Source organism: Bradyrhizobium sp. MI1.11, assembly GCF_055811255.1.
In genome coordinates this window covers 99,247-112,116 of the sequence record NZ_JBVVPM010000018.1, presented here as the reverse complement: position 1 = coordinate 112,116, position 12,870 = coordinate 99,247, and the positions used below count along the sequence as shown (strand labels likewise).

Here is a 12,870-nt window from a genome sequence, read left to right as displayed (position 1 = left end):
CGTCGCGCCGCCCCACACACCGGTGTCATGCCCCGCGAAAGCGGGGCATCCAGTACGCCGCGCCCTGTCGATTGACCCACAACCGTCTCGGAGTACTGGATCGCCCGCTTTCGCGGGCGATGACAGTTGGGACGGGCACGTAACCCCACGGAGAAATTAACCGGCCATTAACCATATCGGCGGCATCGTTAACCATTCAATAACAGGGAACGAGTCGGCCGCTATGGAGGCTGCAGTAAAACCTCAACGCCAAATGGTTCGCCTGCGCGGGCGCTCCTATGTGGCCTTCGTGTTCGTGCCGACGGTTCCCATCCAGGACTGGCTGCAGGAGATCGACACCACCATCGCGCGCTCGCCGGGCTTCTTTGCCGGTCGCCCCGTGGTGATCGACCTGTCCTCGGTCGATCTCAGCCAGTCCGGCATCGGGCATCTGCTCACCAGCCTTCAGGACCGCAACATTCGCGTGCTCGGGATCGAGGGCGTGGAGGAGGGCCGGTTGACCCCCATGATGCCGCCGCTGCTTTCGGGCGGGCGGAGCTGCGTCATCGAACCGAGCGCTCCCAAGAAGGTTGAGGCGAAGGTCGAGACCAAGCCGACCTCCTTGCTGCTCGAAAGCCCCGTTCGGTCGGGCCAGACTGTGATCTTCCCCGAAGGCGACGTCACCATTCTCGGCTCGGTCGGCTCCGGCGCCGAAGTCGTCGCCGGCGGCTCCATCCACATCTACGGCGCGCTACGCGGCCGCGCCATGGCGGGCGTGAACGGTCACACGAGCGCACGCATCTATTGTCAGAAGATCGAGGCCGAACTGCTTGCAATCGATGGCTTTTACCAGACCGCCGACGATATCGACGCGGCCCTGCGCGGCAAGCCGGCTCAGGCCTGGCTCCAGGGCAACACCATGCGAATTACTGCGCTGAACTGACCAGAAGGAGATTTCAGAGATGGCCAAGGTACTGGTCGTGACGTCAGGCAAGGGGGGCGTCGGCAAGACCACGACGACCGCCGCACTGGGGGCTGCGCTCGCGCAACGCGGCGAAAAGGTCGTGGTCGTCGATTTCGACGTCGGCTTGCGCAACCTTGACCTCGTGATGGGAGCCGAACGCCGCGTCGTGTTCGATCTCATCAACGTGGTGCAGGGCGTCGCAAAGCTGCCGCAGGCCCTGATCAAGGACAAGCGGTTGGAGAACCTCTGGCTGCTGCCGGCCTCGCAAACCCGCGACAAGGACGCGCTGACCGAAGAGGGCGTGGGCAAGGTCATCGATGATCTGCGCAGCCGTTTCGACTGGGTGATCTGCGACAGCCCGGCCGGCATCGAACGCGGCGCCTCCATGGCGATGCGCTTTGCCGACGAAGCCGTGATCGTCACCAATCCCGAAGTCTCCTCGGTGCGCGATTCCGATCGCATCATCGGCATGCTCGATTCGAAGACGGTGCGGGCCGAGAAGGGCGAGCGGGTCGAGAAGCACATTCTCATTACCCGCTATGATCCCTCGCGCGCGGCGCGCGGCGAGATGCTGACCATCGAGGACATTCTCGAAATTCTTGCAACACCGTTGCTCGGCATCATCCCGGAGAGCCAGGACGTGCTGCGCGCCTCCAACGTCGGCACGCCCGTGACGCTGTCGAACGCGGAAGGCGCACCGGCGCGGGCCTATATCGACGCCGCCCGCCGGCTGTGCGGCGACACCGTGCCGATGCAGGTGCCGACCGAGCGCAAGGGCTTCATGGACCGCCTGCTGCGACGGAGGGCCGCATGAGCATGGGTCTGCTTCGGCTTCTCCGCGGCAACAAGGCCTCTGCACCCGTCGCACGCGAACGGTTGCAGATCCTGCTTGCCCATGAACGCGGACTGCGCGGCCAGCCCGACCTGCTCGGTGTGCTGCGTGAGGAAATCCTCGCGGTCGTTTCCAGGCACGTCACGCTGGACCCGACCAAGGTCATCGTCCGGCTCGATCGCGGCGACGAGGTCTCGACCCTCGAGGTCGATATCGAGGTGCCCAACGATTTCGAGCGCAAGCGCGCGGCGGCCGGCTAGGGACCTCGGCCGCGACGCTTCAAATTTGGGGTGGGTGAAAAGGCGGTCCGCTGGGCATAGCGGGCCGCCTTTTGCGCGCCGACGGGAACGCTGCGGAACGAGGTCAGGGCTCAATCGTTGTGAAAACCCGCGGCGGCGCGATGCACCGCGGTTTCGTCAAACGGGAGAACGCCCATGATGACCGAGGTCCAGGTCCACACCGTCGCGCGCCAGATGCTGGAACAGCATGGTTTTGCTGCGATCGCGAAGGCCGCCGAACAGGCCAGGGCTTGTGAGGGCCGCGGCGAGGGCGATGAGGCCAAAGAGTGGCGTCACATCGCCGACGCGATGAAGATCATCCGCGGTCCGCACCAGAGCTGACACCCTCGCGCGTCAAGGTTCCCCGCCTTCAACGCTCCCCGCGGTCGGCGCCCTGCGGCGACGTGCGATGCTGCGTCTGCGGCTGTGAGCGCTCGCCGGTCTCCTTGCAGGGGAGCGGCTCCCACGAGCCGTCCGGCGCCTGCTGATAGGCGCTACACGATGAGGACGAGGTCGATTTGTCCTCGCCCTTCTGGGCGTCGGAATTCTTTGCCAGCACGGGCGCGGTCGTCACCGTTGCGAGGGCAAACGCGACGGTAAGGAGGACATGGTTGATCCGCATGGGGCTCCCCTGTTCGAATTCGAAGAGAGCCGCATGCTGGCGAGGATTGTGACGATTATTGGCCGAAGCAAAAGTTCCGGCACAGCGTGCTTAACGCCGCGCGATGAGCGCTAACCGCCCTTGCTGCGGATCAGGCCGGCGAGGTTGGTCTTCTGGGCCTCGCACCAGCTGGGCATGCCGAGGCGGCGTTGGTTGAGGTCGGTCGCCTGGGTGGCCACCGCGACCTCGGCCATCAGATCGTCGTCCTGCTTCTCGCCCAACTTGCCGCCGGTGTGCATCCAGGCGATCGCCTTGCGGACCTTCTCGGTGGTGCCTTCGGGCAGCTGCATCTGCTCCGCCTTCTGCACCAGATCCTGGTAGACGATATCGGTGCCCGGACATTCGACCTTGGCGGCGAAGGCCTGCAAGACCAAGGTGACATAGGTCGAACGTGGATGGTCGGCCGCCTGGGCCGGCGCCGCCAGCAGCAACAGGGCCGTCATCAGAAAACCAGTCCGCATCCTTGGTACCTCCCCGAATTTTCGGGAAGGCTAGCGGCTGCCGCGCCGCTCCGCAATGGGGATAGCGTGCGGCCGCGAAGACGGCCGGCGAGCTAGCGCCGCCAGGCCGGCACCGGATCAAGCGGCGTGCGATAGACCTCGTTGTGATCGCGGTCGGTGACGCGCACAGCGCAACCCTTGCTTTGCAACTCGGGCTTCACCTGCGACAGCTCGGTGGCCAGTTGGACGGCGCGATCGGAGGCGACCTCGATGTCTTCGAGGATGATACCGCCCTGGTTCTTGAACTCTTCACCAACCACGAGATCGAAGGAATAGTAAGGCATCCGAATTCCCCGGTGTGACGAATTGAGCTTCGGCTTTCAACACATGACTGATGGTACCACTGAGTCGATGTTTATCGAATGAAAGGCGCGCGCAATCTCTGTGCTTATGGCGCAGAAATGATGTGCAGCATTCAAGCGTGTTAAGATTTTATTAAATATGTCGGCGTGATCATCAGGCATGGAATTGCAGCAGAACCGGGCTCCGGGAACCGGCAGCTGCAAGAGAAGGCCGCCGGCATAGATCCCGACGGCCTTTTCTCTTGATGGAAAACTATGGAAGCATCGCTTCCCGTAGTCACCCGGACTCAACGCATCACATCGACTCGGACAGCGTCCCTGGCGCGACGCTTTCGCGTCGTCGCGTGACGATGGTTCAGCGCAGCGGCATTGGCGGGCGCACGACAGGTCCATCGTCGTCGGCAACGGCTTGCGTCGTCGTCACAGGTGCAGCTGGCGGTGGGACCGCGGCAGCCTGCGACGGCGGCGGCGGAGCGAGCGGCGCGGGCGAATAAGCCGGCATGTAGGTGTGCGACACGACCGGCTTCGGTTTGCGAACCGGCGCCGTCGCAGGCCGCGGCGGCAGCACGGACATTTGCGCGCGCGGATCGACGCGCGGCTTCGCATCGGCCACCGGCTTCGGCGCGGGCGGCTTCGTCATCTCGCGTGCCATCTGCTCCTGCCCGGCCTTCAACTCGGCGATGTTAGCCTTGAGCTGCTCGATCTGTTGCGCCATCGCGGCGAGATCGCGCGTCATCGACTGCACCGATTGTGCAGGATCGGATTGTGTTGCCGTGGGCACCGCTGCTGCAACCTGGGTTGCGGGCGGAGCCGCAGATTGATCTGTCGGTTGATCCGTTGCGGCCTGATCCGTTGCGGCCTGGTCCGCAGGTGGCGCGGCCTGCGCGGCGGCGACCGGTGCCGTCTGCGAGGTCGAAGGCAGCAGCGACGCCAATACCGGCGTCCATTCGGCGAGCATCTGTCTTGCGGTGTCGCCGTGTTTCTCCCAAGCGATAGTGGCGGCCGCACTTCCGCCCGCAAACAGCATCGTGACGAACGCGCCGCGCAGCCATTTGCCAGCCGAGGAGCGCTTCTGCCGGCTGAGACCATCACCGGCCGCGACGCGCACGGCAGTGTCGACCGAGGGCGCTGCCGCCTGCGGCTCCGCGACGGGACTGAACTTCGGCTCCGGATTCATTCTGGACTTCAGCGTGAACGCCGGATCTATTTTGGGTTCCGGGCGGGCCGTGATCTCAGGCGCGAGCGCGGGCGCGACGCTGAGAGGGCGCGAGGCCAGCACAATGTCAGGCGAAATCTGCACCGCGTCGTGCGGGTCGTTGTTCGTGACCGTGTCCTTCACGATCTCATCGACGATTTGCCGAGAGTTCAGCGTCGCGAGCATCGCAGCTCCTTTGAAGCCCGGGTGTTTTGAAGCCCGGGCGTTGAGTAGTTGAAGTGTTGGCCGTCCGCATTCGCGCGAGCAGATCCGTTGAGGTGAGCCCGTCCAATTCCCCGAGGCCCAAGCCATGACGCACGAGTCCAGCCGGGTTTGACCAAAGCAAGGCGAGGGGATGGAGACTGTGCGACGCTCTTGCGCCCTTTGTGGTGATGGAACCCGCCTCAGAAAACACGCGTACGTGTTCCACAATGCCTTGTTTTCAGCACGATTTTGGCAGCATCTGGTGTTGCTGGGGGTGCTGCTATCGCTATCGGGGCCGGCGGTGCCAAGATCCTTATTCGTTCTATTCGTTGTTGCCATGCTTCCATTGGGCGGCTGCATGCAGACAACGCTTTCGCCATCGACGGACGCGAGCATGACGCCGCGCGACCGGCAGTTACTCGCGCATACGCCGTACGCGCAAGCGAACGTGCCCGAGCAATATCTTCGTCATATCGTCGATTATCCGCGCAAGGAGCAGCCGGGCACGATTCTGGTCGATACCGATGCGCGCTATCTCTATTTCGTGCTGCCCGACGGCAAGGCGATTCGCTACGGCGTTGCGGTCGGCGAGGAAGCCATGGCGTTCTCCGGTGTCGCGCGGGTCGGTCGTCTAGCGGAGTGGCCGGACTGGGTTCCGACGGCGGACATCCAGGCGCGGCTCGGACCCTATCCGGCGCGCGTGCCCGGCGGTCCCGCCAATCCCCTGGGTGCGCGCGGCATCTATCTCTATGCCGGCAACAAGGACACGCTCTACCGCATCCACGGCACCAACCAGCCGGAATATATCGGGCAGGCGATCTCGTCCGGATGCATCCGGATGCGCAACGAGGACGTGATCGATCTCTATGACCGGGTGAAGCTCAATTCAACGGTCGTGGTGCTGCCGCCCGGACAGAACGCGCAAGTCGAAGCGCAGCCCAGCTGGCGCGGGTAGGTCGCCCTAATTCTCGGGACGGGCAATGCGCCATTGCAGCGTCGTGGCATTGCCATTGGCCTCGCCCGGCGCCTTGTCGGCCGGCGAGGTGTAGAGCGGGCGATAGCGATATGCCCACATCTTGCTGCCGTCGTTACGGTTGATCACGGTGAAGTCGCCGACCGCCTTGGCATCGGCCGTTGCGGGCAGCGGCACCCAGCTCTCGACACATTTGCCGTTGCAGTTCGACGTCTTGCCGGTGGTATCGCGCTCGTAATAGTAGAGCGTCATGCCGTTGAGGTCGACGAGCGTGGGGCCCTGCTTGGTCAGGATGACTTTCGCCGGTGAGGTCGCGGGCTTCGGCGGAGGAGGGGCATCGCCGCCGCCATGGCCATTCGCGAGCGCCGGAGCGGTCGAGAGCGCGATGGCCGCCGCCGCAATGAGGAACCTGAACATCCGAAACTCCAGACCGGCAAAGTTAATCGCGCGTTAAACGCCGAATGCGGCGGACCCTAACAGCCGAAGGTTAGTTCCAGGTTTCGCGACATTGCGACAACGACCGGTACAATTACGGGGGTTAGGCCTGCGCTTCGCGCAGCGGGGCGCGGCTGAGCTCGTTGCCGGCGGCGATGGCCTTGTGCAACAGCCGCATCAGATCCTCACTTTCTTTCGCGCTGAGGCCGCGCAGCATGATGCGTTGCGCGGATTCGACGGCCGGCGTGATCTTGCGCAGCGTGCGGCGGCCTTCGTCGGTGATCTCGAGCTCGCGGGCACGACGGTCGCGGCGCGAGGCGCGGCGCTCCGCGAGCCCCTTCTGCACGAGGCGGTCGATCACGCCGGTGATGGTGGTGCGGTCGTAGGCGATCAATCCTGCGAGCGTCACCTGGTCGAGGCCCGGGTTGGCCTTGATGGTCGCGAGCGCGGCGTATTGCACCGGCGTGAGGTCGAATCCGGCATCGCCGACCTCGGCCAAAAACACCGCCACCGCGATCTGCTGGAACCGGCGCGCCAGATGTCCGGGCATGTCGTTGTTGTCTTTCACCGAATTTCTCCGTTGGGGCAGGACGGCCGGGATCGTTGACAAGTATACTGATAGTCAGCATACTGAACAATATCCAAACAGAACGTTTCCGGGAGAGGTGCTCATGCAATTCCATCTCAATGGATTTCAGCCGGGCGACCCTGAAATCGCCGATCCCGCCGCGCGCATTCAGGCTTCGGGCGCAACGGGGGGCGTTCCTGACGAGGTCGATGTCCTCATCGTCGGCTGTGGCCCTGCGGGCCTGACGCTCGCTGCCCAGCTTGCGCAGTTTGCTGACATCAAGACCTGCATCGTCGAGCAGAAGCCGGATCGCTTGCTGGTCGGGCAGGCCGATGGCATCGCATGCCGCACCATGGAGATGTTCCACGCCTTCGGATTCAGCGAGCGCGTCCTGAAGGAAGCTTGTTGGGTGAACGAGACCACGTTCTGGAAGCCGGACGAGCGGATGCCGGAAAACATCGTCCGCAGCGGCCGGGTGCAGGACGTCGAGGACGGTTTGTCGGAATTCCCGCACGTCATTCTCAACCAGGCGCGCATCCATGACGGTTTTCTCGACGTCATGCGCAAAGCGCCGGCCAGGCTCGAGCCCCATTACAGCCGGCGCCTGCTGGACCTTCAGGTCCATCCCTCCGCGGGGCCCACCGACCATGCCGTGACGGCGCGGCTCGAACGGGTCGACCCCGAGAACGAGGGCAAGATAGAGACGATCAAGGCGCGCTACGTCGTCGGCTGCGACGGCGCCCGCAGCATGGTGCGCAAATCGATCGGTCGCGAGTTGCTCGGCGATTCCGCCAATCATGCCTGGGGCGTCATGGACGTGCTGGCGGTGACCGATTTTCCCGACATCCGCTTCAAGGCCCTGATCCAGTCGGCGAAGGACGGCAGCCTGCTGATCATTCCGCGCGAGGGCGGCTATATGGTCCGCCTCTATGTCGAGCTCGCCAAGCTCGACGTCGGCGAGCGCGTCGCCAATCGCAACATCACCGCCGATGACGTGATCGCGAAGGCGCAGCGGATCCTGAAGCCGCATATGCTCGATGTGAAGGAGATCGCGTGGTGGTCGGTCTACGAGATCGGCCAGCGCCTGACCGACAAGTTCGACGACGTGCCGGAGACCGAGATCGCAGCGCGTCTGCCGCGGATCTTCATCGCCGGAGATGCCTGCCACACCCACAGCCCGAAGGCGGGGCAGGGCATGAACGTCTCGATGCAGGACGCCTTCAATCTCGGCTGGAAGCTCGCTGCCGTTTTGCGGAAGCAGTCTGCGCCGAGCCTGCTGCATTCCTATTCGGCCGAGCGCCAGGCGGTTGCGAAAGAGCTGATCGATTTCGACCGCGAATGGGCGGGAATTCTCGCGTCCGCCGCCAAGGCCGGCGGCGCCGATGCCGCCAGGACGCAGGACTATTTCGTGAGGCACGGTCGCTACACCGCGGGCACGGCGACGCATTACCGCCCGTCGGTTCTGACCGGAGCGACGTCCCACCAGCATCTCGCGCAAGGCTTCGTCATCGGCACGCGCTTTCATTCCGCACCGGTGATCCGGCTTGCGGATGCCAAGCCGGTGCATCTCGGTCACGCCGCGCCGGCGGATGGCCGCTTCCGCATCTACGCTTTCTCCGGCGCTGAGGATCCGGCAGCAGCCGGCTCGGCCATTCGCGCCTTGTGCAGTTTTCTCTCCGACGCCCGGGAGTCGCCGGTCCGGCGTTACACGCCAGCGGCCGCCGACATCGACAGCGTGATCGACCTGCGGGCGGTCTTCCAGCAGGATCATCGCGAGCTCGCCATGGAGGCGATGCCCGCGCTGCTGCTTCCGCGCAAGGGCCGGTACGGCCTGATCGACTACGAGAAGATGTTCTGTCCGGACCTCAAGAATGGTCAAGACGTTTTCACCATGCGCGGTATCGATCGCAAGGCCGGCTGCATGGTCGTGGTGCGGCCGGATCAGTATGTCGCGACCGTGCTGCCGCTCGATGATTTTGCTGCGCTTGCTGCGTACTTCGACGGTTTTATGCAGCAAGTGAACTGACGGGACGGCAGCGCACACCCTCTCTGCGCGCGGTGTCGATGAACAGCCAATGAATATTGAACCGCGCGCGGCATCGGTCTCGATCTTTCGACGAATGAGACCTTCGTACGCGGAACGCCCGTTCCGCTGGCGCGTTCCGACTCGAAAGAGGAGGACTACGCCATGAAATTCCGAAGCGTGTTGTTAGCCGCATTGCTGCTTGCCCCGACGGCCGCGCTGGCCGCACCGGGCATGGTCACCGTCTCGACCGGCCTGCGCGCCGGGCCGGGTCCGGGCTTTCCGCTGGTCGATCGCATCCCCGAGGGCGCCCGCGTCGACATCCATGGTTGCCTGCGCGGCAACGCTTGGTGCGACGTGAGCTTCTCGGATGACCGCGGCTGGGTGTCGTCGCAATATCTCGAATATCTCTACCGCAATCACTACGTCTATCTCCCAGACTATGTCGACGAGATCGACGTGCCGATCGTCCCCTTCGTGCTGACCTCGTACTGGTCGAGCTATTATCAGGGGCGGCCCTGGTATCGGCGGCATGCCCACTGGAATAGCTACTGGACTTCGCATCAGCGCGACGCGATGCGGATGACGATCGATCCGCGCGCGGCTCGCATCGGCCGCGCGGCAACGCGCGATGCGGCAGTCGCACTCGGGCACAACGGTGCGAATGCCAAGCAAAGTGCAAGGGAAAATGCGAAGGAAAGCCTTAGAGGCGCGGCCGCGGTCTCGGGCCGTGATGCCGCGACTCCACGGCACGACGCCGCGATCGCCAGGCGCGAGACTGCGGTGACGACGGACCGGGCCCGCGCGGGACGAAGCGACCGCATCGCGCATGAGCGGACCAATCTGCAGAGCCGCAATCCGCGCGATGCACAGGCCCGCGTCATGCACGAGCAGGCCGCGAGCCGCGCAGCGGTGCGTGCGCAACCGATGGCACGCGCACACGAGGCGCCGCGTGTCTCAGCCGCTCCCGCAAGCCGGCCTGCGATGCCGCATGTGGCCCAGCCCAATGTGAGCCACGGCTCCCCGATGAACGCTCATGCCCAGATGCCGGCGCCGCGCGCGGCTGCGCCTGCGATGCCTCATGGCGGTGGCGGCGGCGCTCCTCACATCAACGCCGCGCCGCACGGCGGCGGTGCGCCGGCCGGCGGTCCCGGTGGCGGGCACCAAAAGCACTAGAGTTGCCAAAGAAAGCCCGGCCCTCGCGCCGGGCTTTCTGCTCGGGGCGGACCGGGTTCCGTGCGCGTACAATTTAAGAAGCTTCTTCGCGGGCAGATTTCATCGATCGTAATATGTCTACTCAAAGCTGTAAGCATTCCACTCGGGGCAGCGGGGCACGGGAGGATGACGACGATGAGACAGAACCAAGCGGAGGCGCGCCGCCATAATGTCGCGAAGCGGTCGATGACCAAGGAAGCCAAGCAGCTGTCCGGCCTGATTGCCGGATTGCGCCAATCTCTCGAGGTGATTCACAAGGAGCGATCGAGCACCAAACTCTCCGGCGCCGAGATGGGCCTTCTCGACGAACGCCGCAACAATTTGTTGCTGACCATCGCAGCCCTCGATGACCGCCTCTCGGCGGTGCAGGGGCTGATTGATCTCGGCCGTCCCCATATCATTCGCGTCCACTGATCGGAGCGCAGACCTGATGCTATCGGCTTCGTCGCGGCGGCGACGGAACCGGGCTCAGCTGCCGGCTCGGCGTGGCATAAGGATTGGCGTAGCACTGGGCGGACTGCCCGGAGGCGGTCGCGGCGCACTGCGCGATTGTCGCAAAACTGCAATCGATGCTGCGGCCGTCGATCGTGTAGATCTCGATGCAGACGGGATGGCGCGGATCATAGGTCTGCGCGGCTGTCGGCGTCACGCCGAGCAAGCCCGCACCAGGCCAGCCCGCTACAAGCAGAATCGCATTCATGATGCGGCGCACGATCCATCTCCATCGTTCGGCCGGAACCAGGCACAATGCTGCCTTGGATGGCATCAAATTGCCACGCTCCCGGCGAATTGCCGCCAAAGCCCGCTGCCACGACGAGAGCGGGTGCAGGGGCAACGCAAGGGGATGCGCATTGGCCTACAAGATGGTCGCAGAACGCGACAACGAGAAGTGCAGTTTTGCCCGCGAGAGCCGTTTGCTCATCGTGGCGAAGGCGAAGGTTTGGGCAAGCGAGGGGTGGAAGGTCGTCATCACCGACCAGGACGGCAAGGCCTACGCGCCGCCCGAATTCGATCAGCTATTGGCGGCCTGACCGCAAGACGGGGCAGGGGACGACATTGATTTCGCACTTTCGACCGGGGCGCGACCTGATCACGCCCCTAGTGACTCTTGCAGCCGCGGCCGTCCTGACGACGACATTTTCCGCCGCGCAAAATCTCGATGCCGGCAAGTCGCCGCAAAAGCTTTTCGCCGATGGTTGCGCGACCTGCCATCGCAGCCCCCGCGGCCTTGCCAAGGGGCGCTTCAACCTGACGCTGTCCTGGTTCCTGAAGGACCATTACGCAACCAGTTCGGACACAGCCAGGGCGCTTGCCGCCTATCTGGAATCCGTCGATACGGCGTCCCCGCGAGCTGCGGCCAAGCCTGGCACAAAGCGATCCGGGCCGCGTGCTCCCAAGCCGTCGCAAAGCCAGTAGGCGGGAGCCGGCTGCTGCAGGGCGTCGCGAAGCAAGGCCTGCCGGTGAACACCGTGCTTGCCGGCATCAATGCACCGTGCTCGCCGAGAACAGGTTGATGACCACGACTCCGGACACGATCAGCGCGATGCCGACGAAGGCCGCAGCGTCGAGCATCTGGCGAAACAGCACGAAGGAGACCGTTGCAGTCAGGATGATGCCGACCCCGCCCCAGATCGCATAGGCGATGCTCAGGGGGATGACCCGGATCGCGACCGACAGCGCGTAGAACGACGCGACATAGAACAGCACCATCGCCAGTGTCGGCCACAGCCGCGTGAATTGCACGGATTGCTGGAGGAAGGCGGACGCCGTGACCTCGAGGACGATAGCGAGGGCAAGCGCTGCGTAGGCATTGAAGGCGGAAGTCATCACGGGCTCGGGCGTGTTGTGCAAAGAAAGATACCGCGCGGTGCGGGGAATATGACGTTTGCCCGGGTCCAGCTATCACGTGTCAGTGACGAGCCTGCGACACGGCGGAGCGCGGCACGACACCGCCGCGCGATGGTTGCGCGGCGGCCCATTGGGGTCGCGCTTGCTCGATGTGGCGGGGCGTCAGTTGATCCGCACCGAGAGTTCGACGTCCTCGGCCAAGGCCGTGGACATGTAGCCGTTTCCGGGCATGCGCATGCGCGCCAGATAGTCGGGGCTGTCGTCGGCGTTGTCGGCGACGATGATCGCGCCCGGCCGGAGATGGCCTTTGACCAGATCCAGGATATCGGGGTAGAGCGCCTTGGCGCCGTCGAGCAGCACGAGATCGATCGTATCAGGCAGATCGACTTGAAGCATCTCCAGCGCGTCGCCTTCGCGGATTTCGACGAGGTCCAGCAGCCCGCCGGCCGCGAGGTTCTCGCGCGCCCGGGCCGCCTTGGACGGTTCGAATTCGGTGGTGATGAGGCGGCCGCCGCCATTGTCGCGCAAGCCCGCGGCAAGGTGCAGGGTCGAGATGCCGAACGAGGTGCCGAACTCGACGATCGCTTTGGCGCGGGAGCTGCGTGCGAGCATGTAAAGCAGGTGACCGGTCTCGCGGGAGACCGCGAGCGGTGCGTCCTTCAGCCGCCCGTAGAGGTCGCGGTAAGCGGTCTTGCTCCGCATCATCCGTGCGCGGTCGGCGTCGGTCACATCGGCGAAGGCGGCTCGCATCGCGCCGCGCGCCGCTTCGTCCTGGTCGAAAAGACGATCGAGCAGTGGCGCAAGTGATGTGATGGTCGGGATGCTCATGTGTCGTCTCCAGATGTCGCCGCGAGGCGAGTGCTTGCGTGACAATGGAAATACGACTAATTCGT

Annotated in this window: 19 protein-coding genes; 10 read left to right on the top strand and 9 right to left on the bottom strand. The window is 64.5% G+C overall.

Annotation, left to right across the window (positions count from 1 at the left end):
- Nucleotides 1-223 precede the first annotated feature (223 nt).
- The 4 genes from minC (at nucleotide 224) to AC0L30_RS19430 (ending at nucleotide 2,395) form a co-directional block, all read left to right on the top strand.
- Nucleotides 224-922 carry a septum site-determining protein MinC gene (minC, locus tag AC0L30_RS19445; protein ID WP_007591741.1) on the top strand — a complete coding sequence of 233 codons (699 nt, stop codon included), beginning with the start codon at nucleotides 224-226 and terminating at the stop codon, nucleotides 920-922.
- Nucleotides 923-941: 19 nt separating this feature from the next.
- Entirely contained in the window at nucleotides 942-1,757 is an 816-nt protein-coding gene (gene minD / locus AC0L30_RS19440) for a septum site-determining protein MinD (RefSeq protein WP_007591740.1), read from the top strand.
- Nucleotides 1,754-2,035, top strand: a complete 282-nt coding sequence (minE, locus tag AC0L30_RS19435; protein WP_007591739.1) for a cell division topological specificity factor MinE — start codon at nucleotides 1,754-1,756, stop codon at nucleotides 2,033-2,035. The genes minD and minE overlap by 4 nt, the downstream gene beginning before the upstream one ends.
- Before the next feature lie 174 nt (nucleotides 2,036-2,209).
- Complete coding sequence (locus tag AC0L30_RS19430) at nucleotides 2,210-2,395, top strand: hypothetical protein (protein WP_219683905.1); 186 nt, start codon at nucleotides 2,210-2,212, stop codon at nucleotides 2,393-2,395.
- A 28-nt stretch (nucleotides 2,396-2,423) separates the two neighbouring features.
- Here AC0L30_RS19430 and AC0L30_RS19425 read toward each other — a convergent pair whose 3' ends face one another.
- From AC0L30_RS19425 to AC0L30_RS19410, 4 genes are all read right to left on the bottom strand, one after another.
- Entirely contained in the window at nucleotides 2,424-2,675 is a 252-nt protein-coding gene (locus tag AC0L30_RS19425) for a hypothetical protein (RefSeq protein WP_007591737.1), read from the bottom strand.
- Nucleotides 2,676-2,785: 110 nt separating this feature from the next.
- A complete protein-coding gene (locus AC0L30_RS19420) occupies nucleotides 2,786-3,175 on the bottom strand; it encodes a hypothetical protein (RefSeq protein WP_007591729.1) in 390 nt (129 codons plus the stop codon).
- Nucleotides 3,176-3,267: 92 nt separating this feature from the next.
- The gene (locus AC0L30_RS19415; RefSeq protein ID WP_354167448.1) at nucleotides 3,268-3,498 is read right to left on the bottom strand and encodes a DUF6894 family protein; all 231 of its coding nucleotides are present in this window, start codon (nucleotides 3,496-3,498) and stop codon (nucleotides 3,268-3,270) included.
- Nucleotides 3,499-3,871: 373 nt separating this feature from the next.
- Nucleotides 3,872-4,897 (bottom strand): hypothetical protein, encoded by a 1,026-nt coding sequence (locus AC0L30_RS19410; RefSeq protein WP_007591726.1) that lies wholly within the window; start codon nucleotides 4,895-4,897, stop codon nucleotides 3,872-3,874.
- 355 nt (nucleotides 4,898-5,252) lie between these two features.
- Here AC0L30_RS19410 and AC0L30_RS19405 point away from each other — a divergent pair, with 355 nt between their 5' ends.
- Nucleotides 5,253-5,870, top strand: coding sequence for a L,D-transpeptidase (locus AC0L30_RS19405; RefSeq protein WP_198288227.1), 618 nt, complete (start codon nucleotides 5,253-5,255; stop codon nucleotides 5,868-5,870).
- Nucleotides 5,871-5,876: 6 nt separating this feature from the next.
- Here the strand turns inward: AC0L30_RS19405 and AC0L30_RS19400 are convergent, their stop codons facing one another.
- Both AC0L30_RS19400 and AC0L30_RS19395 read right to left on the bottom strand, forming a co-directional pair.
- Nucleotides 5,877-6,305: a COG4315 family predicted lipoprotein gene (locus tag AC0L30_RS19400; RefSeq protein ID WP_007591722.1), complete on the bottom strand. Its 429-nt coding sequence runs from the start codon at nucleotides 6,303-6,305 to the stop codon at nucleotides 5,877-5,879.
- Between the two features lie 121 nt (nucleotides 6,306-6,426).
- Nucleotides 6,427-6,891, bottom strand: a complete 465-nt coding sequence (locus AC0L30_RS19395; protein WP_007591720.1) for a MarR family winged helix-turn-helix transcriptional regulator — start codon at nucleotides 6,889-6,891, stop codon at nucleotides 6,427-6,429.
- A 103-nt stretch (nucleotides 6,892-6,994) separates the two neighbouring features.
- Between AC0L30_RS19395 and AC0L30_RS19390 the strand changes: the two genes are divergently transcribed.
- The 3 genes from AC0L30_RS19390 to AC0L30_RS19380 all read left to right on the top strand — a co-directional run bounded on the left by AC0L30_RS19390 (nucleotide 6,995) and on the right by AC0L30_RS19380 (nucleotide 10,543).
- On the top strand, nucleotides 6,995-8,917 hold the full coding sequence (locus AC0L30_RS19390) for an FAD-binding monooxygenase (protein WP_473365783.1): 1,923 nt from the start codon (nucleotides 6,995-6,997) through the stop codon (nucleotides 8,915-8,917).
- Nucleotides 8,918-9,079: 162 nt separating this feature from the next.
- Nucleotides 9,080-10,090: an SH3 domain-containing protein gene (locus tag AC0L30_RS19385; RefSeq protein ID WP_219683907.1), complete on the top strand. Its 1,011-nt coding sequence runs from the start codon at nucleotides 9,080-9,082 to the stop codon at nucleotides 10,088-10,090.
- Nucleotides 10,091-10,264: 174 nt separating this feature from the next.
- Nucleotides 10,265-10,543, top strand: coding sequence for a hypothetical protein (locus AC0L30_RS19380; protein ID WP_007591715.1), 279 nt, complete (start codon nucleotides 10,265-10,267; stop codon nucleotides 10,541-10,543).
- Between the two features lie 19 nt (nucleotides 10,544-10,562).
- On the opposite strand, the gene AC0L30_RS19375 is transcribed toward AC0L30_RS19380, so the two are convergent.
- Complete coding sequence (locus AC0L30_RS19375) at nucleotides 10,563-10,841, bottom strand: DUF3551 domain-containing protein (protein WP_007591714.1); 279 nt, start codon at nucleotides 10,839-10,841, stop codon at nucleotides 10,563-10,565.
- 139 nt (nucleotides 10,842-10,980) lie between these two features.
- Here AC0L30_RS19375 and AC0L30_RS19370 point away from each other — a divergent pair, with 139 nt between their 5' ends.
- Together AC0L30_RS19370 and AC0L30_RS19365 are read left to right on the top strand one after the other, a co-directional pair.
- Nucleotides 10,981-11,160 carry a hypothetical protein gene (locus AC0L30_RS19370; protein ID WP_035992796.1) on the top strand — a complete coding sequence of 60 codons (180 nt, stop codon included), beginning with the start codon at nucleotides 10,981-10,983 and terminating at the stop codon, nucleotides 11,158-11,160.
- A gap of 25 nt (nucleotides 11,161-11,185) precedes the next feature.
- Nucleotides 11,186-11,545, top strand: coding sequence for a hypothetical protein (locus tag AC0L30_RS19365; RefSeq protein WP_245285862.1), 360 nt, complete (start codon nucleotides 11,186-11,188; stop codon nucleotides 11,543-11,545).
- Nucleotides 11,546-11,611: 66 nt separating this feature from the next.
- Here AC0L30_RS19365 and AC0L30_RS19360 read toward each other — a convergent pair whose 3' ends face one another.
- Both AC0L30_RS19360 and AC0L30_RS19355 read right to left on the bottom strand, forming a co-directional pair.
- The gene (locus tag AC0L30_RS19360) at nucleotides 11,612-11,956 is read right to left on the bottom strand and encodes a DMT family transporter (RefSeq protein ID WP_007591712.1); all 345 of its coding nucleotides are present in this window, start codon (nucleotides 11,954-11,956) and stop codon (nucleotides 11,612-11,614) included.
- Between the two features lie 183 nt (nucleotides 11,957-12,139).
- The gene (locus AC0L30_RS19355) at nucleotides 12,140-12,805 is read right to left on the bottom strand and encodes an O-methyltransferase (RefSeq protein WP_219683908.1); all 666 of its coding nucleotides are present in this window, start codon (nucleotides 12,803-12,805) and stop codon (nucleotides 12,140-12,142) included.
- Nucleotides 12,806-12,870: the final 65 nt, after the last annotated feature.

Bases quoted from the DNA above. Each gene is read 5' to 3' on its own strand.
- AC0L30_RS19430 (WP_219683905.1), top strand. From the start codon at position 2,210: ATGATGACCGAGGTCCAGGTCCACACCGTCGCGCGCCAGATGCTGGAA.
- AC0L30_RS19390 (WP_473365783.1), top strand. From the start codon at position 6,995: ATGCAATTCCATCTCAATGGATTTCAGCCGGGCGACCCTGAAATCGCC.
- AC0L30_RS19360 (WP_007591712.1), bottom strand. From the start codon at position 11,956: ATGACTTCCGCCTTCAATGCCTACGCAGCGCTTGCCCTCGCTATCGTC.
- AC0L30_RS19405 (WP_198288227.1), top strand. From the start codon at position 5,253: ATGCTTCCATTGGGCGGCTGCATGCAGACAACGCTTTCGCCATCGACG.
- AC0L30_RS19415 (WP_354167448.1), bottom strand. From the start codon at position 3,498: ATGCCTTACTATTCCTTCGATCTCGTGGTTGGTGAAGAGTTCAAGAAC.
- minC (WP_007591741.1), top strand. From the start codon at position 224: ATGGAGGCTGCAGTAAAACCTCAACGCCAAATGGTTCGCCTGCGCGGG.
- AC0L30_RS19425 (WP_007591737.1), bottom strand. From the start codon at position 2,675: ATGCGGATCAACCATGTCCTCCTTACCGTCGCGTTTGCCCTCGCAACG.
- AC0L30_RS19385 (WP_219683907.1), top strand. From the start codon at position 9,080: ATGAAATTCCGAAGCGTGTTGTTAGCCGCATTGCTGCTTGCCCCGACG.
- AC0L30_RS19400 (WP_007591722.1), bottom strand. From the start codon at position 6,305: ATGTTCAGGTTCCTCATTGCGGCGGCGGCCATCGCGCTCTCGACCGCT.
- AC0L30_RS19355 (WP_219683908.1), bottom strand. From the start codon at position 12,805: ATGAGCATCCCGACCATCACATCACTTGCGCCACTGCTCGATCGTCTT.
- AC0L30_RS19410 (WP_007591726.1), bottom strand. From the start codon at position 4,897: ATGCTCGCGACGCTGAACTCTCGGCAAATCGTCGATGAGATCGTGAAG.
- minE (WP_007591739.1), top strand. From the start codon at position 1,754: ATGAGCATGGGTCTGCTTCGGCTTCTCCGCGGCAACAAGGCCTCTGCA.
- minD (WP_007591740.1), top strand. From the start codon at position 942: ATGGCCAAGGTACTGGTCGTGACGTCAGGCAAGGGGGGCGTCGGCAAG.
- AC0L30_RS19420 (WP_007591729.1), bottom strand. From the start codon at position 3,175: ATGCGGACTGGTTTTCTGATGACGGCCCTGTTGCTGCTGGCGGCGCCG.
- AC0L30_RS19380 (WP_007591715.1), top strand. From the start codon at position 10,265: ATGAGACAGAACCAAGCGGAGGCGCGCCGCCATAATGTCGCGAAGCGG.